Annotated in this window: 14 protein-coding genes and 1 pseudogene; 6 read left to right on the forward strand and 9 right to left on the reverse strand. The window is 54.1% G+C overall.

Annotated features, from left to right (window positions below):
- The first annotated feature begins 118 nt into the window (after positions 1–118).
- Positions 119–1129, forward strand: coding sequence for a putative zinc-binding metallopeptidase (locus ABD971_RS19500; protein ID WP_339938140.1), 1011 nt, complete (start codon positions 119–121; stop codon positions 1127–1129).
- A 99-nt stretch (positions 1130–1228) separates the two neighbouring features.
- Positions 1229–2257, forward strand: a complete 1029-nt coding sequence (locus tag ABD971_RS19505; protein WP_345324789.1) for a D-alanine--D-alanine ligase family protein — start codon at positions 1229–1231, stop codon at positions 2255–2257.
- A gap of 49 nt (positions 2258–2306) precedes the next feature.
- Here the strand turns inward: ABD971_RS19505 and ABD971_RS19510 are convergent, their stop codons facing one another.
- Positions 2307–4388, reverse strand: coding sequence for a prolyl oligopeptidase family serine peptidase (locus tag ABD971_RS19510; protein WP_345324791.1), 2082 nt, complete (start codon positions 4386–4388; stop codon positions 2307–2309).
- A 214-nt stretch (positions 4389–4602) separates the two neighbouring features.
- Here ABD971_RS19510 and ABD971_RS19515 point away from each other — a divergent pair, with 214 nt between their 5' ends.
- Positions 4603–7137, forward strand: a complete 2535-nt coding sequence (locus ABD971_RS19515) for a ComEC/Rec2 family competence protein (protein ID WP_345324792.1) — start codon at positions 4603–4605, stop codon at positions 7135–7137.
- A gap of 174 nt (positions 7138–7311) precedes the next feature.
- Here the strand turns inward: ABD971_RS19515 and ABD971_RS19520 are convergent, their stop codons facing one another.
- Positions 7312–8517, reverse strand: a complete 1206-nt coding sequence (locus ABD971_RS19520; protein WP_345324794.1) for a hypothetical protein — start codon at positions 8515–8517, stop codon at positions 7312–7314.
- A 991-nt stretch (positions 8518–9508) separates the two neighbouring features.
- On the opposite strand from ABD971_RS19520, the gene ABD971_RS19525 reads away from it, so the two are divergent.
- Positions 9509–9976, forward strand: a complete 468-nt coding sequence (locus ABD971_RS19525; protein ID WP_345324796.1) for a hypothetical protein — start codon at positions 9509–9511, stop codon at positions 9974–9976.
- 479 nt (positions 9977–10455) lie between these two features.
- Here the strand turns inward: ABD971_RS19525 and ABD971_RS19530 are convergent, their stop codons facing one another.
- The 3 genes from ABD971_RS19530 to ABD971_RS19540 all read right to left on the reverse strand — a co-directional run bounded on the left by ABD971_RS19530 (position 10456) and on the right by ABD971_RS19540 (position 14628).
- A complete protein-coding gene (locus ABD971_RS19530) occupies positions 10456–11322 on the reverse strand; it encodes a hypothetical protein (protein WP_345324798.1) in 867 nt (288 codons plus the stop codon).
- A 1408-nt stretch (positions 11323–12730) separates the two neighbouring features.
- Positions 12731–13180, reverse strand: a complete 450-nt coding sequence (locus ABD971_RS19535; protein WP_345324800.1) for a hypothetical protein — start codon at positions 13178–13180, stop codon at positions 12731–12733.
- An 872-nt stretch (positions 13181–14052) separates the two neighbouring features.
- Positions 14053–14628 (reverse strand): hypothetical protein, encoded by a 576-nt coding sequence (locus ABD971_RS19540; RefSeq protein ID WP_345324802.1) that lies wholly within the window; start codon positions 14626–14628, stop codon positions 14053–14055.
- 567 nt (positions 14629–15195) lie between these two features.
- On the opposite strand from ABD971_RS19540, the pseudogene ABD971_RS19545 reads away from it, so the two are divergent.
- Positions 15196–15348, forward strand: a pseudogene (locus ABD971_RS19545) (IS91 family transposase); the annotation flags it as partial.
- 111 nt (positions 15349–15459) lie between these two features.
- Here the strand turns inward: ABD971_RS19545 and ABD971_RS19550 are convergent.
- The gene (locus ABD971_RS19550) at positions 15460–16218 is read right to left on the reverse strand and encodes a hypothetical protein (RefSeq protein ID WP_345324806.1); all 759 of its coding nucleotides are present in this window, start codon (positions 16216–16218) and stop codon (positions 15460–15462) included.
- A gap of 793 nt (positions 16219–17011) precedes the next feature.
- Here ABD971_RS19550 and ABD971_RS19555 point away from each other — a divergent pair.
- On the forward strand, positions 17012–17239 hold the full coding sequence (locus tag ABD971_RS19555; RefSeq protein WP_345324808.1) for a hypothetical protein: 228 nt from the start codon (positions 17012–17014) through the stop codon (positions 17237–17239).
- 306 nt (positions 17240–17545) lie between these two features.
- On the opposite strand, the gene ABD971_RS19560 is transcribed toward ABD971_RS19555, so the two are convergent.
- The 3 genes from ABD971_RS19560 to ABD971_RS19570 form a co-directional block, all read right to left on the reverse strand.
- Entirely contained in the window at positions 17546–17956 is a 411-nt protein-coding gene (locus tag ABD971_RS19560; protein WP_345324810.1) for a glyoxalase superfamily protein, read from the reverse strand.
- Between the two features lie 24 nt (positions 17957–17980).
- Positions 17981–18823, reverse strand: coding sequence for a hypothetical protein (locus tag ABD971_RS19565; protein WP_345324812.1), 843 nt, complete (start codon positions 18821–18823; stop codon positions 17981–17983).
- Positions 18824–19065: 242 nt separating this feature from the next.
- Positions 19066–19410 (reverse strand): hypothetical protein, encoded by a 345-nt coding sequence (locus ABD971_RS19570; protein ID WP_345324814.1) that lies wholly within the window; start codon positions 19408–19410, stop codon positions 19066–19068.
- Positions 19411–19750: the final 340 nt, after the last annotated feature.

The following is a 19750-nucleotide window of genomic DNA, read 5'->3' on the forward strand; positions in this document are numbered from 1 at the left end:
AGGGGTAACAAATCTGGCAAGTTGAATAAACTGACGCAAACTCTTCGTTTCGATTCTTGTTCATTTGCTTCATTGCATGCACGGTGAAATGGCAAAACCAGAGCCCAAACTCTCGACGATGCCAAACCTATCCAAGCTAAGTGACAAACGGCTGCTGGATATGCGGATGTGCGATTTAAAGCTCACGATTCGTGACACGCCGCTGCAGAAACGAATTGAGCAGCTGAACCAGGAATTGGCGAGTCGGGGGTTAAATTTTCGGCCGCATTGCTGGCTCAGCGACGATTGGTATTCGCCCGACGGCATCCCCGGAATCGCGATCCCCTTCTACTTGGCCCATCCCCGCTTGGCTCGGCTCGAGCGAAAACAGCTCTTGGAGGTCGAGGGAGGAACACAACAGTGGTGCATGAAAATATTGCGTCACGAAGCGGGACACGCGATTGATACCGCGTTTCGCATCCGCCGAAAAGCACGTTATCGCGAACTTTTCGGCAGCCCCTCGGAAACCTACCCCGATTACTACCAACCGACGCCATCGAGTCGCGATTACGTGCTGAACCTCGATATGTGGTACGCTCAAGCCCATCCATTGGAGGATTTTGCCGAGACATTTGCGGTCTGGTTGCGGCCAGGCTCACGCTGGCGGACTCAATATCGCGATTGGCCCGCGATCGAGAAACTGGAGTTTGTCGACGAGTTCATGAAGTCGATTCAAGGAAAACGACCGCTGGTTTACAACCGAAAAACGATCGATCCGGTCAGCCGACTCCGAAAAACGCTACGGACGCATTATCAGCGAAAACGTGAACATTACGGCGTCGACTATCCGAGTATCTATGATGCCGACCTTCGCAAACTGTTTTCGTCTGACGAAGAACATCGACGCAATGTGACCGCCGCCGCCTTTTTGAGCCGAATTCGCAACGAACTGCGAACGATCGTGGCCCACTGGACCGGCGAATACACCTACACGATTGACCAGGTGATCCAAGAAATGATCGAACGATGCCGCGAATTGAATTTGCGACTCGGCGGCGCCATCGAACAAGTCAAGCGAGATGCCATGATTTTAGTCGCAGTGCGAACCACCAACTTTTTACACGAAGGACGGCATCGTGTTGCGATGTAGCAATCATTTTAGGAAAACCTCGCTGATCACCAGCACCTTCCTACTCACGCGTGCCCCCCTGCTCGTCAACCGAGGTTCGTCAGCAGACGGAGCGGGATTATGAGCTCGCTAAGGATCTTGGTACTCGTTCGCGACGGACACGTTCCGCCGCTGACGCTCGAGGGCGTTGACGAAAAAGAACTAGACAACTGGAAGGCTGAATTTGACGTCTGTGACACGCTGCGTCACATCGGCCACGAGGTGCTTCCGATCGGGGTGTACGATGATCTGACGCCGATCCGCGAAGCCTTACGTGAATTCAAACCCGACATCACCTTCATGATGTTGGAAGAGTTTCACGGCGTGGTCACCTATGACTTTGCCGTGATCAGCTATCTGGAATTGATGCAGCAGCCCTATACCGGATGCAATCCGCGTGGATTGCTGCTCAGCAAGGACAAGGCGTTATCGAAAAAAGTGCTCACGTATCATCGCATTCCGACGCCTCGGTTTGCGGTCTTTCCTGCGGGTCGCACGATCCATCGTCCCAAAAAGTTGTCGTTCCCACTGTTTGTGAAATCGGCGATCGAAGACGCCTCGTTTGGGATCGCGCAGGCTTCGATTGTCCATAACGACGAAGCGCTGGTGGAACGCGTCAAGTTCATCCATGACAAGACGAACGACGATGCAATGGCCGAACAATACATCGAAGGCCGCGAGTTGTACGTCGGGGTGATCGGCAACAACCGCTTGCAAACCTTCCCGCCGTGGGAAATGGTGTTCACCAAGATGCCGGATGACATCGCCAAAATCGCGACTCGCCAAGTCAAGTGGAATCACAAATACCAAGAGAAACATGGCATCACCACCGAGGAAGCCAAGGATCTCGACGACGCCACAAAACTAAAGATTTCTCGTCTTTGCAAACGAGTCTACCGTGCACTGAACATGAGTGGTTACGCGCGAATGGATTTACGGATGACCGACAAAGGCGAGATCTTCGTGATCGAAGCCAATGCGAATCCCAACATTGAATATGGCGAAGATTTTTCGGAATCGGCCGAGACGATCGGTATCACGTACGAGATGCTGCTGCAAAAAATCCTCAACCTAGGGCTACGATACAAGGCAGCCTGGATGACGGTCTGACCCGCCCCATGCGATCGACGCATGGGAACGAATCACGACTGCACCGCGTCTACTGTAGATTATCAAGCAAAAATGCCCATAGATCCGCATATTCGTCGATCCGTTTGCTGACCGGCGTGCCCGCACCGTGGCCTGCTCGCGTTTCGATTCGAATCAGCGTGGGATTGTCGCAGCTCTGCGCGGCTTGTAACGCGGCTGCAAATTTGAAACTGTGTCCCGGCACCACCCGGTCGTCACGATCTGCCGTCGTAATCAGCGTGGCGGGATAACACGTCCCCGGTTTCAAATTATGTAGCGGCGAATACGAGAGCAGGTTTTCGATCTGGTCCGCTTCGTCACTACTGCCATATTCAGTCGCCCAAGCCCATCCGATCGTGAACTTGTGGAATCGCAGCATGTCCATCACGCCCACGGCGGGCAAACAGGCACCCAAAAGTTCAGGTCGCTGCGTCATCACGGCACCAACCAGCAGCCCACCGTTGCTGCCCCCACGCACCGCCAATCGACTCGACTGGGTGTACCCCTTGTCGATCAAATGTTCCGCCGCAGCGATAAAGTCATCAAACACATTCTGCTTGTTCAGCCGCATACCGGCTTCATGCCAATCTCGGCCATATTCGCCTCCGCCGCGCAGGTTTGCGACCGCATAAATGCCTCCGTTTTCGATCCAGGCCGCATTGGCGGGTGAAAACGCGGGAGTCAGCGAAATGTTAAATCCACCATAGGCGTACAGCAGCGTACGATTGGAACCATCCAGCTTGGTATCGCGATGCCGGGTGACAATCACTGGCACCTGCGTCCCATCCTTGCTGGTCGCAAAGAGTTGTTCGGTGACGTAATCGTCGACTTGGATCGGCGTTTCAGGACGTCGCCACAACGAGGTTTCTCCGGTGGTCAAATCAATGCGATAGATTTCACTGGGAGTCACGTAGTTGGTAAAGTCAAAGAACGTCTCGGTTGCATCTTGGCGGCCGCCGAAACCGCTAGCACTGCCCACACCGGGCAGTGGCAAATCGTCCACAAAATTGCCTTCGATCGAATAGCGAGCCACGCGACTTCGCGCGTCTTTCAGATAGCCAAGATAAAACGTTTCGCCAAACAAACTTGCTGATTCCAGCACGTCATCGGACTCGGGGATCACCTCTTTCCAATTCTCACGATCGGATTGGCCCACCGCAACCGCAATCAAACGGCGTTTCGGGGCTTCGTTGTCGGTCACGAAGTAGTGGGTCGCACCGACCGACGCGATCCATTCGTACTCGGCATCAAAACCGGTAATAAACGGTTCGACCTTGGCATCAGGATCGGTCAAATCTTTGATGAAGACTTGCGATTTCGGCTCGCTGCCCTTCCAGTTGTGAATCACCAGATAGCGTCCATCGTCGGTGACGGTGGGCGAGAATCCCCATTTAGGTTCATCAGGCCGCTCGAGAATCAGTGTGTCCTTGGATTGGTCGTCACCAAGACGGTGAAAATACAAACGTTGGTTCTCGTTGGTGCCGGTCAATTCTTGGCCTTCGACCGGCGCGGTGTAGCGAGCGTAAAAGAATCCACTCGCGTCCGGCATCCAAGCGATGCCGCTGAACTTGCTCCAGCGAACGATGTCATCCAGATCGTTCCCGGTCGCCACGTCACGGACTTTCCAAGTTCGCCAATCGCTGCCGCCGTCGGCCAAGGAATACGCCAAAAGCTTTCCATCTTTGCTGGTGACGGTCGAACCGAGTGCGACCGTGCCATCTTCGCTGAGCGTGTTCGGATCGATCAGCACTTGACGCTCGCCATCGAGCGAATCGGCTTTGTAGAGGATACTTTGGTTCTGCAAGCCGTTGTTATGCGAGTAGATGTAGTAGTCGCCTTTGTGGCTGGGCAAACCGAAGCGTTCGTAATTCCACAGTTTTTCCAGCCTTGCTCGCATCGACTCTCGCTCGGGTAGCGATTGCAGGTACGCCTGAGTGACTTTGTTTTGAGCCTCCACCCAAGCGGCGGTCTCTTCGCTCTCGGTATCCTCTAACCAGCGATAGGGGTCGGCGACGCGATGCCCGTGGTAGTCGTCGGTGACGTCGACCGTCTTGGTCTCGGGGTACTGCATCGTGCGTTGGGATGTCGTCAGCGTGGTTGATTCTTGTGCCATGGCAAAGTGGGTATTGAGCCCTGAGAGGAACAGTGAGCTAAGTAGAGTGCATGTGGCCGTGGATGCTGCCAGTGTTGACACCGGAAACCGTGGCCGTTTGAAGGGGTGTAACATTGGATGTGATAGACTGAGGGGGTTGAGAAATCGAAAGTCGGACGCGTCGGCTTGGCTATCGTACTCGATTTTTCCTGCGGATTGAAAAGGGGGACCTGCTTTGGATGCGGTATCGGGTGCGGCACATGATCGCGATCCCCGCCGTCCGATGGCCGACTTCTGGCCACGGCACCCCCTGTTGCTACTGGCAATTGCGGCTGGGATCGGAATCGCGATTGACGCAGGATTGTCGCTCGAGTTCCAGACGCGATCCATACTGTGGGGGGGCGTAGCCGTCGGTTCCTGCGTGCTGTTTGCGTTTCCCACTGCGGTATTAAAACGCGTCGCCGTGGTGCTGGGGGTGGCGTCGCTTGCGGGACTGTGGCATGGCTACAATGACTTTGCCTATCAAACGGCCTCGATTGGGCACTATGCGGCCGAGTATTCTGAACCCGCCATTCTCGAAGGGTCGATCGATCGCCCGGTGGTGATTCGCCGCAATCCGCTAGCCGATTCCGTGCGAGGACGTGATCAATCGCCTTGGCAATCGGTGATTGAATTGGCGACCGCCCGGATTCGTGTCGGCGACGACTTTGTTCCGTGCAGCGGACGAGCGATGGTCGTGTGCAGCGGACGACTCGACCATTTGTTGCCGGGGGATGTCATTCGAGTTCATGGGGCACTGGCAAAGATCGTCGCTCCCAGCAATCCAGGTGAAAACGACTTGCGTCCGGTGTACCGCCGCCGCGGCATTCACGCCCGCATCGACGTCGCTCGCGAGACTCAGATCGAAGTGATCGGACGCCACTTCGATTTCGATCGCCGAATCGCCATCATTGCGACCGAGAGCCGTGAATTGTTGCTAAAGCACACCGGCGAGTCGTCCGGGCCATTGGCGGTCGCGTTGGTGATCGGGCAACGCGACTTTGTCGACCCCGAAACCCGTGATCTGTTGCTGATAACGGGAACCGCCCATCTGTTAAGCGTCAGCGGATTGCATCTCGCAATCGTGATCGTGTTGGCCAGCTGGGTCGCGATGTTGCTGCGGTTTCCACTCGGAGCCAAAATCGCCTGGGTGTTGTTGGTGTGCTGCCTGTACACCGCGATCACCGGAGGCCGTCCGCCTGTGATGCGAGCGGCTGTCTTGGTCGGGATGCTGATGTGCTCGCTGTGGTTCCGGCGTCCCACGCAGCCAATCAATACATTATCGCTTGCCGCATTGATGTTGATGGCGATTAACCCAGAGAATCTGTTTCATGTTGGCGTCCAACTGTCGTTCCTGGCCGTGGCAACGTTGTTCTTATGTGGTGCCCGCACGATTACGGAGTCCCCTGCAGTGGATTTGGCCATCGAAAACGAACGGCAACTCGATGCACTGCTGCAATCCTCGCAATCAGTCTGGGTTCGTTATGGACGAATGGGGTGGCTATGGATGGCGAGGATGGTTTGGTACAGCGGCTGTGTGACCGCGATCAGCATCCCACTCGTGTGGCACCAATTTCATGTCATCTCGTTTGTCAGCGTTGTGACCAATGTAATCTTGAGCCCGTTTCTGTTTTGGTCCTTGGCTTGCGGTGTCGCCACGGTGGTGGTGGGGTGGGGCTGGGCTGCCGCAGCAGGTCTGCCGGGTTTCTTGTGCGGCGTCGGGCTGCAGTGCATGCGGCATATCATTGGCGTTGCCGCCGAAGTCCCCTACGGACATTTCTGGTTACCGTCGCCGCCGGCATGGAGTGTTGCCGTCTTTTATCTGGTGTTGGTTGGCTCGCTTTTCCGGTCACGAAGCCGAGCGAGTTCGCGATTTCGTTATGGCTGGATCGTCGTCTGGATGATGGCCGCGTGGATGATGGCGACCACAGCCCCGCCAATTGATCGTGGGACGTTCGAAGCGACGTTTGTCGACGTCGGTCACGGAACAAGCGTTGTCATGCGGGACGACGCAGGCCACGTGTATCTATACGACTGCGGTCGGATGGCGAACCAGACCGGCAGCAGTCGAGATATCGATGCGGCGTTGTGGGCGATCGGAGCAACACGGTTGGATGCGATCTTTTTATCGCATGCCGACTCGGATCATTACAATGCGATCCCCGGAGTGCTGCGGCGGTTCGCGGTCGATCGAATCATCACGCCTCCTGGGATGCTTGATCAACACGAAGTCGGGCTGGTCCCGACACGCTTGGCCATCGATGCCGCAAACGTGCCGGTGATCGAAGTGTTTGATTCGCTGAAAATACCGGAGCTCCCCCAGACCTTTTCGATATTGCATCCGCCGCCACAGCGAATCGGTGGCAACGACAACGCGAACAGCTTGGTGTTACGAATCGATTGTGGCGGAAAGACACTGCTGTTACCCGGCGATCTCGAGCCACCCGGAACAGAAACGCTGATCAACCACCAGCGACCACCGCCTGGCGGAGCGTTGATGGCACCGCATCACGGCAGTTTGACAATGAATGCCGAATCGATCCTGCAGTGGTCGCGTCCCGCCGAGGTAATCGTCAGCGGCGGAAAGCGAGCAAGAAAGCCGGCGGTGCGAGCGATGCTAGATACGACCGGCGCCGGAGTGCACGTGACGGCCGAAGTCGGCGCCGTCCGAGTTCGCATCCGCCAGGACGGCAAGATCGAAGTGCGGTCATGGAAGCAATCGCCGTGGTGATGTGCTTCCACGGATAGCGAAGCCACTGCGAAGTACGGCTAGAAGATCACAGGTTAGAAGACACGAAAACCTTCCATGAACGAAGCCAGCCGAAACATCGACTAAGCCGTGAAGAACAACGCGGCGAAGCGTTTTCTCGTAGCTACCTTCTTTCTGTCTGGCCATCACCCCGCATCACGGGGTCAGATTGGGCACGCCCATCCGTCGTCCGAAGTCGGCGGCGAAGGCTTCGGGGGTCGCCCCGTAATTTGCCTTCAGTGCGGCGTCCCACTTGTGACCCAATTTCAAGTCTTCAAAGAATTGGCTGAATGCTTTTGGATCGGCTTCGACGAGGTGAATCACCAATAGTTTGGCCAGAACTTCACGCTCGTCATCGAGTTCCGTCGCCTGCAAGATGCCTAGCAGACTTCCGGTGCGTCTCAGCCGGGTGGCCGCCGTGTTTCGTGCTGCGGCATCTCTTTTTGGATCTGGGAACATGACACGATGCAACATGTCTTGCAAACCGGAGTGGACCCAACGCGGAAGCTTGACATCGGAACGGTAGCGATCGATGTACCCGGCCGCCATGCTCCACGAGATGGTCGAGGCAACCGAAGCATCAAGTTTCTCGCGGTACGTCGCAACCAAAAAACGCTGGCGATTGTGATGATAGATCGTCGTACTCGTTCCAAAGTTCGGGTTATCCAAAACATCCGACTCGAACTTTCCAAACAACTCGCGTTGGCTAAACACCGCCACCATCATCTTGCCTTGCCAAATGTTTGCACTCTTGGGCAGCCCAAAGACACTGTTCATTTGTTGACACATCACATCGACCTGCTCGGCAACCTGCTCCGCCGCCTGTTGCGGAAAATCGGTCAACAGCAGACAAAAGTCAGATTCCGCGAAACTCAAGTTGACCGGCGCAAGCGCTTTGCGAGCGTCATTGAAGATGACAATCTGATCGCCAACCGCCTCTCTGATTTCGTCGTCCGTTTGCGGGTCACGAAGCGTCTTGTTGCTACCGGTAATGCGGGCCTCGGCATCCGCCTGCGCCTTGCCCAAGTCAATCAGGTGAACACCGCCCGAGGGTCGATGGTAGCGAAACGAGTAGGGTCGTCCGTCGATCAACAGACGATACACGTCCGTGGCCTTCATCCTCGGCTTGCGTTTGCCGTCCTGGTACTGAAAAAAACGGATCGCGTCGGATCGAGGGTCTTTGATGAAGCCCACGACTTCGACGTCACCAACGACCGTCCCGCTGATAAATTGAATGACGGCGGGCTTGCCGATCAACAATTGGCGCCCCGTGTCATCAACAAGTCCGTCAAACTGCAATTCTGCCGCAGACGCTGCACCTACAAAAACGAACGCCAACACGAACGCAATCGGTCGAAACAACACAGCTACTCTCCAACGAATCGTTCCGCGGAACTTGATATGACTTAAAAAACACAGGCTGCAATATAGCTAATCTGGCCGCACCCATGCGACTGGCATCGACGACAAGATTCACGAAAAAACCGATAGCCGGCAAAGCGACCGCAGGCTATAGAGCAATGGGTGGAGCCATTTCAGATCAATCGCTCGTTACCCGAGAGCGTCCCCAATCCCTTGACGCAACCGTCCCGAGGATGAGCGAATAACCTCCGATCCGACGAAGGCGTTTGCACGACGCGTTGCCACCTCCTATGGATACGCCTGCAAATTCGCATGATGCGCGGGCCAAGTATTGTTTCTAGAAATTTGCCCGCAAATCACGCGAATGAACGCGAATGGGCAACGTACGAAAGCCGCGGTAGCAGCGACAGCATTTAGCCCCACGCGTCAGTTTTGAAGTTGCGATTTTGTATTTAGGGGCAAAGCCCCGGACGTTTACCTAGCCCAGCCCAACGGGCTGGGACCAAGAAAACCAATGAATTGTAGGGCCAACGGCCCGGCCGTTTGCTGGGACTTAATGAGGGCGGCTAGCAAATGGCCGGACCGTTGGCTCTTAGGTTTCTGTGCATCGAAAACCTGGCCGTTGGACCAGGCTAGGCAAATAGCTGGGCCTTTAACCAGAAGAACATCTAAAAGCGCAACTTCAAAACGCGTCAGCGTGGGTTTTTGGGCACCAACGCACCACCCTTGCCGCGGTAGCGGCGGCAGCGATCGAAGCACGGCTCAACCGACGACACGAATCGACAACCGCGATACCAATAAAACGCAACGTCCTATGATGAGCAAAACCCCAGCACCAATCGACCGAGCAACTCAGCAAGCTGGCGATAACCAGCGGAAACATGGGCAAGACCGTGATTTGATTAGCGTCTATTAGTGGCAATTAGCGTTCAAGTCGGAGAGAACACTAACCTTCGCTAATCGCACACTTCGATATCCAATAGATCTGTTTGTGTTTGCGAGACTCCAGATCGTGTTGCCAGCACCTCGCATCAAGAAACGACGTCCGTTCACCAATGGCCATTTCGTTGCCGTCGTCCCCCATTCGCCACAGTTGATAAGAATGCCGCTCGAGCAACTCTGGGTGGCGGTCCGCGAAGTGTTGTATCGTCGCTTTGTCCAAATCGGTAAAGGTACCGACTGGATACGGTTCCATTTTTGCTTGCCAGTGCCGGAGGTGTCTCTGAACGTGCGAGGCGTTTGGCTCGGACGCCCTAATGGTGCCACCGGTTTCGAGGTGCAAGAACTCGCAACCAACTCGAAGACCACACTCAAATTCCATTGCCCAAATGTCAGCATTGCCCAGTCCGTCAACGAATTCAACAAATGGCTCGCAGCCGAACCATTCTTTGGCAGCGCCACGATCAACAGACAATCGAAACAGTTGAAACCAAGGACGAGGCGGTTTCTCAATTTCTGATTTGATTTCAAGTAGCTTCATTCAACTGGTAAAACGACAGGAGTCACCGAGTACGGAAGAGATGCTCCATTTGTAAAACCCGAAGCCGTCCTTCAAGTAAACAGAACGGCATCTCTCGGATGTTAGCATACGCTTTGCGCTCTCAGTTCGCCACCGATTTCACCTTGAGGCATGACAATATTTGAACCTTGTCCAATGGCTCCCAGTGGACACCTCCTTTCCTGGCATTACTTCACACGGCCCACCACGATCAAGTCGGCGGCGAGAGGATTGGAGATTCGCGGAAATTCCCATGATGCGCGGGCAAGTATTGTTTCTAGAAATTTGCCCGCAAATCACGCGAATGGGCAACGCACGAAAGCCGCGGTAGCAGCGACAGCGATCGAAGCACGGCTCAACCGACGACACCAATCGACAACCACGATACCAATAAAACGCAACGTCCTATGATGAGCAATTAAATAATACGAAACGGTGGCTTATCGCTCCTGAAGATCGGCAACGATCGCTGTGCACAAACCATCCTCCGACAGCGGCAGCAGGTATGCGAGAACCTGATTGTCTTTGTCTGCGATGAAAGTGGTGTCGCTACGTAGCCCGAAATTGCGACGAATATCTCCTTCGTAGCGATATGCCTGCAAACCTTCAACTTGCTTGTCAGCCGCCCCAACAATTGCGATCACGTTCGCACCCGTTTTGGTCGCCTCGGCCGCGTATTGAAAATTCGAAAGTTTTGTGCCGATGAAGAGTACGGTTACGGATCCGGTTTGCGGAGCCACGAATGACGGTGACAACGGAATCGCCGCGATCTCATCAAGAGCAAACAAAGGCGGAGTGCGTATCATCAGCTTTGCCAACACATTCGTATCGGACTTGCTCTTCAGCTGGCTGCGAATCTTAATAAACCGCGTATTCTCAGCGAGAGATGGAAAATATTCGTCGTCCAAATCCTCGGAGGTCACGAGTTCCTTCGACGCCATCCGCTGCAAGAGATCTAACGCTCGCTCCACTTCGCCCGTCTCAGCAAAGAACTCTGCACTCTCGAGCATGAAACCGGGAATCCGCCGCAAGTCGTGCGGATGAGGACGCGAATCTGAATCGACAAATCTCCATGCATCTTGCAACAACGGGTCTGCCGTTGCGACGTCGAGATCCTTGAGCCCCAACAGGTAGTCTTCGGACTTGTATTCAAAATTCTTCCACCCAGAGGGAGCCGTTAGCCGCGAACTATCAATTTTGAAGCCAGAATGCTCGACCTTGGATACTGCTTCCAACGTCTCAGTCGGCTTCGCGCAACCCAAACATGCAATCGCTAAACAGCAAACCAAAAAAATGATGTGTCTCATATTTCCAATACAAAAGTTTGAATTCAAAACAGAAGCTCGGCCTCGAAATGACCGAATTTCATCGGAGAAAACCAGACTACGCGTCCAAGACGCGTTAAAGGCTCTTTCCCGGTATAGAAGCCGCCGCGAAGTCGAGCCCATTTGCGTGATCCATCAGGCAAGACCACTCGCGCCCAGCAATCCCCTTTTCGATTTTTGAGCCAGTATTTGAGCGGCGGCATCCCCGCCTTTTCGATCGTCACTTCGGTTTCCTTCGGGGCAACTTGTTCGAAACACGTTAACGCTCAATCAATGCGGCGTCTCTCATACGGCAATCCAGTTCCAATCGACACGCTATTTGCATATGGATAGATGGCGAGCCGTTAGCACGGCAATGGGGCATGCTGCTTTTTTGTACCGCCTCGTTTTTTTTGACCGAGTGTACTTCACCCCAAGTCGCAATGCAATCTTTTGCCACCGGCTTCCGCTACCGCGCCGCTGCTTGAGAGTTGATCCCGGCAGGACTGCAGAAACGAGCCGGTGGCTTGAGCGCAGCGAACACCACCAGCCCCACTGAGTTCGATTAGCCCTTGACCTGTGCAGGACACCCTCTTCCGCGTCAAGCATTTGTGGCGTTGCGACCGATGATTGACTCAATGCTCGGTGCGAGTTAGCTGGAAACAGGCAACGCACAATCACCGCCGTAGCGATTGAGGCAATGCTCAACGGACGAGTTCAATTGACAACCACGAGCCCATTAAGACGCAACGTCCCTTGGTGATCAAAACCCAGGCAAAAAAATGGTTGGCAAAAAGATGAAGACCGAAAAAACCCCACGCGTTACTTCGTCTTAAAAATCTTTCTGTCGCACCAATCTTTCTGTCTGCCATCCGCTATTGCCCCAGACACGCGCACTCGGCAAGGCCCCAAAGGAAGAAGGCAAACTGCGAGTCGTCGAGTATGTCGCGAAAGTTCAGCACCAGGTAACGACGCGATCGTTCACGCGGCCCTGGATTCCATTTTCACGGCTTCGAATTTCCGGTCCGGCAACAGCGGAAATCACCCGGCAGCGACGGCAGATCGCCCATTGTCAAAACGCCTGACTTTGCCGCACGGGTGCACTGCCTGATTACTTTCCTTCCTCGGCAAAAAAATGTGCCATCAACGGTCTCGACGCCCACGGAGAGCGTTTCTTTGGTCACGGCGCTGGCAACGAGTCGAGCAGGCATGGCATCTATCCTCGATAGTTGTAGTGTCTTGTGGTCGTATGGCTATTTTCAGACTCGACGTTCTGACTGGCCAGCGATGACGATTGACTCACCGAAGCAAAACTCAAGTCATTGGTCGAGACAGCGTCCTCGCATCGTCGGGCTTCCTGAGCAAAACTCATGAACATCGACTCGCTCTTCACGATGTCAAAGGCTCACCGTTATCGGCGGGTGTCAATACAGTCAGCGATATCAAGAAAACTATCGAGCGACTGGCGTTTCATCAGCACTTTTCGAATGTCGCCTAGCCTTACGCCTGCAAAACGCAATGCCATTGGGTCATCGGGATCACAGAAGAAGATATAGAATACCTTCGGCCCTTGAGACCCCATCCAACCAATCAGATCATATGCGGAGGTAAATTTCCACTCAGCCTCGTTCATTTCAGACTCAGGAAATCGCTGCAGGAATTTTTTTCCGGCCTCCGGACAGCAGAAAATGTGTGGGCCGCAGTCGCTGTGATCCTGCGGGTCTTCATGTCCGTGGTAGATGTAGGCGTGACCGTCAGTGAATGGAACAAACCATTCCAACTTGGCCCAAGCGGCTCCATGAACAATGCCGACTCGTCCCGGCTTTCCCACGCGGTTGGGCTTGCGTACACGTTTTGTCATTTCAACATCAAGGCTGGGGTTCTAGTCGATAACGGTGGTGTTCATACGGATCTCGCGGGCGATTCTCTAACGGCCAAGTACCCCAGATCGCGATCTCGTGTGCCTCTGATGATTCTTGCGCTGGAATTGCGTGGCGGACGACTCACCAACAAAATCGATTCCGTGTTCCTTCAAGATATCGACCGAAATAAGGCCGAGCAACAATCCAGTGTCGCATCGCTTGCATCGCCGCATTCCCATAGGCAGCGATGCCTTGCTTGTTCATAGCGCATCCGGGATACAGAGAAAGGTTAAAAGATGATCGGTTAAAAAATGGAGACAACGCGAGGCCTTCATGCCCAATCGCGAATCGGCTTGCCAATCTATTTTGCGATCGCTCACGCTAACCGGCCACACATGTTTCCAGTCGCAACGCGACGGCAGGAGATTCTCTTTCAACACAAGTTAGCCCGCGAATCACGCGAATGAACGCCAATGGGCAACGGACCCACTCAATTGACGACCGCAAACGCAATAAATCGCAACGTCCCCTGAGGACCAAAACCCAGGCAAAAAAATGGTTGACAAAAAGATAAAGACACCCAACGCGCCGCCTTCTCAATCTTTCTGTCGCACCAATCTTTCTGTCCAACATCCACCATCACCTGCCGCGCACTCCTCACTCCTCACTCCTCACTCCTCACTCCTCACTCCTCACTCCTCACTCCTCACTCCTCACTCCTCACTCCTCACTCCTCACTCCTCACTCCTCACTCCTCACTCCGTGTCTCCGTGTCTCCGTGTCTCCGTGTCTCCGTGTCTCCGTGTCTCCCTCTCTACTAATTGATGACAAGCGCCCTTGCCGACAAAGTCAGGCACAGTCCAGCCGGTACTTAAGATGACCTGACTTCCGTAGATTTCAGGCGAAGCAAGTCACTCGCGAGCAGGTACGAGAACGGGATGCCAAACATGAGTTTGCCGAGCGTTGATCCAATATGCTTTGCCAATACCGCATCCGGCAGATCTAACAGTGGAATTTGGACAACCGCGATTAGGCCAACCACGACAACATAGCTCCAACAAACCAACGAGAGCTGATAGCCTCGTTTTGTTCCCTGCCACAGCAATATCGCGCCAACGCCACCACAGACGCCTCGCGCAATGAAAGTCACAATTGCGAGCATGACCATCAAAACACTCACGGTAGGAATGACTTTAAGCAGGATCATTGCAACGAGCCCCGCTCCGCCAAGCAGCCCGACAACACCGTGCAGAGCCGTGAAGACAGCGATCAACCTGCGTGGCTTGAGACCTTCTCGACGACTGACATAGCGAGTCGAGTGACCCGCCTGCCTTGCTCTCTGATTTGCCTGTGGTTCGCCTCCAATCGGATGTGACGCAACGAGCGGATCAGGAAAGGACTCTCCGCACAGCAAACAATTCGCCGCATCTTCGGAGTGCGTTGTCATCCCGCACTTCGCACACTTCCTCGGAGTTGAACGTATCGCGAGGGCGGCTGATTGGCCGAGTTGCGGACCACGATCTGCGCCAGAAAATGGCGTTCCACACAGCAGACACTTCGTTGCATCGACAGTGTGCGTCGTCAACCCGCACTGCGAACATTTATTGGTCATTGGAGAAGTCAAAATTTGGTGCAGAACGGACCCGACAACCGCGTGGCGGCGATTGATTTTCAATTTTCAAAAGAACGACTCCGCGACCTCAGTTCGCCGCATTCTAATCCTATCGAGCGAATCGTGAAGAATGGCGAGATTCGTCGGCAAATGCCCATGCCGTCCTCCGCTGCACAACATCGTTATCCACGATCGCGAACTCGACTGCATCTATTTGCGTTTCATCATAGCGTAACCGCACATCGAGTCCTTCGGTGGATAGCATGGTTCATTTAAGCCGCTGCCGCGGCGAGGTGGGGGTGTTTTTCGTTAGTTTTGTTTGGTCGATTCTCGCGGCGCTGGAACGTTTTCTTGCTGTTTTCTATACTCTCTCAACAAGGATCGGTCATCGTAAACCACGAGCACCTTGGCTGGATGAGTCCGAACTCGAAGATCAAACTCGATCAGGTGCATTGGTTGGTGTGGCTGATTTTAGGCTGGACGTTCTGGCTGACAAGCGGACATGCGTCGAAAGTGAAACCGCCGCCCCAACCGCTGTACTACTCGGATTGCGGTGACCGCTAATCAGTGGTCGAGGTGACATAACGGCACGCGTATCGGGGAACGCGTGGGAAAGTCGCTAACGACCCAATTGCTCCGTTGACATTCTCCGCGTTCATGCGATGTTTACGTGTCGTCTTCGAGGTGCTGTTTATCATAGCCCCGCCGATGAATCGTCGAAGTAGTGACAAATTCTTTTTGCTGAAGTTCCGTGATTGTTTCAGGAGTGCCAGCAGGTGCCACAGCGATCATTGTTGAGTTGATGACGCGCCGTTTTGATTCATCGGGAGTTAGAATTGTGGCCGTATGGAGCGTGCCCTGCCACATCGGTTGGTCAGGGGAAAACGGTGCGGATGAATTGTTGACGCAAATGATTTGGTAGTCGTTTCGCGAAAAACATGGGATGCGTGTGGAATACGGCCGCAGCAATTCATAGCCGGGTTGAAACATTGGATTGTGTTTGGCCATGAATTCCTTGGGCGACAGGCTGAGATCGAACGCGCATTTCGCGTAGTCCGAGATTTCGAGCTCGGAGTCCACCTCGCTGGGTTCATAGCCCAACATGAGGAAGCATTCGTCCGGGCCACCATCAAGATGAGGGCGAGTTGTTTCTTGTTGATCGAATCGCGCGGCAGACAGGTAGATCAGCGTGCTGTCGGTTTTGGATTCGTGAACTCCAGCCATTGCACGTTTGAGCTCGACCATCAGTTGACGAAAGGCAACGGAATCGATGGAGTTGCCAACGTTGACGACGCAGAAGCCCGGCGCATCGAAGTCGGTACGACACGTGCGATCGTAGACGTCGGTGGCGATTGACTGCACTTCCAAAGGCGACGGACGCATGCAAATCGATTTGCGGAGCCATGGGAGCGTGTCGGCGTTCATCAGATTTCATACATGCAACGGCGGGGACGGCGGTCCGGAACAGTTGACGTTCCATTCGTGAAACCATGCAAGCCCGGCTCCGGGCGAGTAGATCGAGGTCTCTTTGGTTTAGGTTAAGCTTTGTGTTCCCTGTTTGCCACCGGTTTCCCGCTGTGGTGCCACGAGATTTTACCCCCGCCTCATTGCCCTGCCGCCTCTCTCCGATCCGGACGTGCCGCGTTACAGACCCCGGCTCCCAGATTACACCTCTCAATTGCCATTCCCTTGCGTTCTTCAATCGCAATCAAGTCGGCGGCATGCGCACTCAGGCCCCGTGGAGATCCAACTGATTCGCAGCGAATACCGCTCGCCAACGACTGCCCGCGAATCACGCCAATGATCGCGAATGCACGCCGAATGACGAAAATGGCGATGGACTTATCAATGAATGATCGACGATCAATAGCGGCGACAGCGATCGCAATCTCTGGCCTGGAGTTCGCGGGATATCGACACCGCGGTCGCAGCAAACTCGCGAAGCAATGGCAGGCACCACTGTCGACCGCGGATGCCCACGCACCCGAGATACCCAGAAAGGTTAGAAGATGATCGGTTAAAAAATGGAGACAACGCGAGTCCTTCATGCCCGATCGCGAATTGGCATGGCATTCTATCTTTCTGTCGCACCAATTTTTCTGTCTAGCACTTACCTCGATCCGCGAAAACATCTCTCTGCATCGAGCAGTGTCGTTCGGCCAGATGTCGCCGGAGGAAAGGTTAAAAAATCACTGGTTAGAAAATAAGAAGCGATTGCTTGAGCAAATTAGGAGCGAACAAGGATCGGTACTTGCTGGCTCGCATGAAGTTACCCAGCATGACTGGCACACTGACCATCGCTAACCCAGCAGGAATGACGCTACGTCAGTCATCTAGCTTTGAAAAACAGAAAGACAGCGACATCAATGATGCCGAAACCGCGATGGAATCGCTGCTCAGTGGACAAGTGCGAATGGAGACCAAATACAGGCAAAAACATGGTTGACAAAAACATGAAGTCAGAAGAAAGGGGCACGCGTTACTTCGTCCCAAAAATCTTTCTGTCGCACCAATCTTTCTGCCCCACATCCACCATCACCTGCCGCTCACTCCTCACTCCTCACTCCTCACTCCTCACTCCTCACTCCTCACTCCTCACTCCTCACTCCTCACTCCTCACTCCTCACTCCTCACTCCTCACTCCTCACTCCTCACTCCTCACTCCTCACTCCGTGTCTCCGTGTCTCCGTGTCTCCGTGTCTCCCTGTCTCCCTGTCTCCCTGTCTCCCTGTCTCCCTGTCTCCCTGTCTCCCTAACTTTCGGTCGTCTGCGAGCAGAAAACCAGATAGTTGCCGAACGGATCCCAGATATTCAAGTCTGTATTCCGCCCCTGATATCGTGGATCCACCGCCACTGCCTCTGGAAATTCGGACCCTTTCGCATTTAGATAGTCACAATAGTTTTGTAATCCGAGGACTGGAATATTGACTTCAGAAATCGGTGCGTCCTGCTTGGCATGCCCGTTGAGATGCAGGATGGCATCTCCCAGATGGATCTGCATATACAATGGCGCCGTTGGGGAAAACCGAGACTCCCAGTCGACCTCAAAACCTAGATAGTCCAAATAGTATGCCCTTGCCTTGGCTTCATCGAACATCCGCAGAACAGGGATCGAGGATCTGATCTCGAACCCGCGTCGTGACTCCTGGCTTGATTCACTCATGTTGCTGCCCCCCACTCGCGTGCATCATTCTGGTTCTGTTACAGACGGCAGTTGATTTAACGCGATCGTGGCCATCTCGCGTTCGGCGTCAGTCTCTGCGTCTGCATAAGCATCTTCTAAAACGCTACGTGCGACATCTGAATCGGCGACTTGGGGGAGGTGGAACGCTGCTTGATACCAGTTTGGGTGCTTCATTTCGATCAACTCGACCAGCCGAAGGGCAACGACTTGACGTTCATGCGGATCTATTCTTGCGATCGCAATCGCTGCATCCGGCGCCAGCCATGCATCATCGTCGTTCATTAGCGTCTGTAGTTCAGAAAGCATGCCGCGGGACGCAGTTCCAAACGAAGACAGCGTGTACATTGACATGGCGACAATCCGCTCGTGTTCGCTGCTGAGCAAGGGGCCGATCCCAGTGACGACTTGTGACGAGTGGCTCGCAATCTTTTCTGGTGCGTGCTGCTGTATCCACTGCAAGGTTGTCAACGCCCGTTCCACCGTCCTCTCATTTTTGCTCTCGAGCAGTTCAATGAGTCTCGGGACGACATCATCGATCAGCGGTTGTTCCGCTTCCAACAACGAAGGTCCTTTGTCATTGAACGTCTCTTCGTCGGCCACGGTCCGGATCATCTCGATGAATTCGTCGGCATTTGCCCACGTATAGCGAGTCTGGGCATGCTCAAGTCGAACTTCCAAACGATGTTGCAGACGGGCAATCTGCTCTTCTTGCGTAGCGATTCTACTCGACAATTGGCGGATACGCTCTTTTAAGTGCGAACGATCCGAAAACCAAGCTGCAGCCAACGCACAGAAAAGAACCGCTACCAGTACACTTCCCAGGCGAAACTGGGTCCACTTTCTCACTTTCATTGGTCCTTTAGGATCACGCATTTTCATTGCTTTGGCTGGCAGAACGTTGACGATCACTGGACACGGCGGGTTGGTTGCCCGATGGAAAAGCGTGCAAGCCGTCCTTGGGTGCACCACATTGTCCAAGTAAGCCGCTGTCGCAGTGGAGGTGGATGGGTTTTTCGATTGTCAGTTTAGCCGATTCTCACGGTGCTGGCATGTTTCCTGATTATTTTCTTCACTCTCTTAACAAGGATCTACCATGGCTCCGAGGTAAGCCCCGGCCTGGATAGTTTACTGGATAATTCAGGCGGCAGGCCAACCTGCACGTCTTTGCATCCCGCCGATGCGACGAGGCTCATTATCTGAGGCACCTGAGTGAATTTGACGCCCGCCTCAAAGTTGATTTGCGTTTTGGGAGTCATGAACCAACGCTTTCGGCGCGCGACAGCATCGGACACAGCAGCTTTAAGTTCACGCACTCTGTAAGTCCGTGTTTCACACGTGAAGCTACCGTTTTCGTGCGCCGTAATTCTGATCGTTGTCGATGGCCGAGCAGCAATGACGGCAAAAATGATCGCGGCAAGGGCAATCACGGTCATCGTGGCGAGGATCGAAAATCTAAGACGTAAGCGTGTCATTCACAGAGACAAATCTTTCGCGAACGTCGGGGTTCAGCGAGTTGCCTCAGAAACGCCGACTGCATTGTGATGAGACGCCGTGACCCCCTATTGAGACTCGTGAAAATTCGGCTATTTCGTGGCCAATCTAACATGGCAAACTCACCCGCGAAGCACGCAAATGAACGCCAATGGGCAACGTGCAACCGTCGCCGTAGCATTCGACGCAGTGCTCATCGGACGAGCTCAATTGACGATCACGATCCTATTAAGACACAACGTTCTCTAACGACCTAATCCCAGGCAAAAAAATGGTTGACAA

The organism is Novipirellula rosea, from assembly GCF_039541335.1.
Classification (GTDB): Bacteria; Planctomycetota; Planctomycetia; order Pirellulales; family Pirellulaceae; genus Novipirellula; species Novipirellula rosea.

What these genes read in the sequence shown, in the direction of transcription:
- ABD971_RS19530 (WP_345324798.1), bottom strand. Translation starts at nt 11,322, where the DNA reads ATGAGACACATCATTTTTTTGGTTTGCTGTTTAGCGATTGCATGTTTG.
- ABD971_RS19500 (WP_339938140.1), top strand. Translation starts at nt 119, where the DNA reads ATGCCAAACCTATCCAAGCTAAGTGACAAACGGCTGCTGGATATGCGG.
- ABD971_RS19570 (WP_345324814.1), bottom strand. Translation starts at nt 19,410, where the DNA reads ATGACCGTGATTGCCCTTGCCGCGATCATTTTTGCCGTCATTGCTGCT.
- ABD971_RS19505 (WP_345324789.1), top strand. Translation starts at nt 1,229, where the DNA reads ATGAGCTCGCTAAGGATCTTGGTACTCGTTCGCGACGGACACGTTCCG.
- ABD971_RS19560 (WP_345324810.1), bottom strand. Translation starts at nt 17,956, where the DNA reads ATGAGTGAATCAAGCCAGGAGTCACGACGCGGGTTCGAGATCAGATCC.
- ABD971_RS19535 (WP_345324800.1), bottom strand. Translation starts at nt 13,180, where the DNA reads ATGACAAAACGTGTACGCAAGCCCAACCGCGTGGGAAAGCCGGGACGA.
- ABD971_RS19550 (WP_345324806.1), bottom strand. Translation starts at nt 16,218, where the DNA reads ATGAACGCCGACACGCTCCCATGGCTCCGCAAATCGATTTGCATGCGT.
- ABD971_RS19510 (WP_345324791.1), bottom strand. Translation starts at nt 4,388, where the DNA reads ATGGCACAAGAATCAACCACGCTGACGACATCCCAACGCACGATGCAG.
- ABD971_RS19540 (WP_345324802.1), bottom strand. Translation starts at nt 14,628, where the DNA reads ATGACAACGCACTCCGAAGATGCGGCGAATTGTTTGCTGTGCGGAGAG.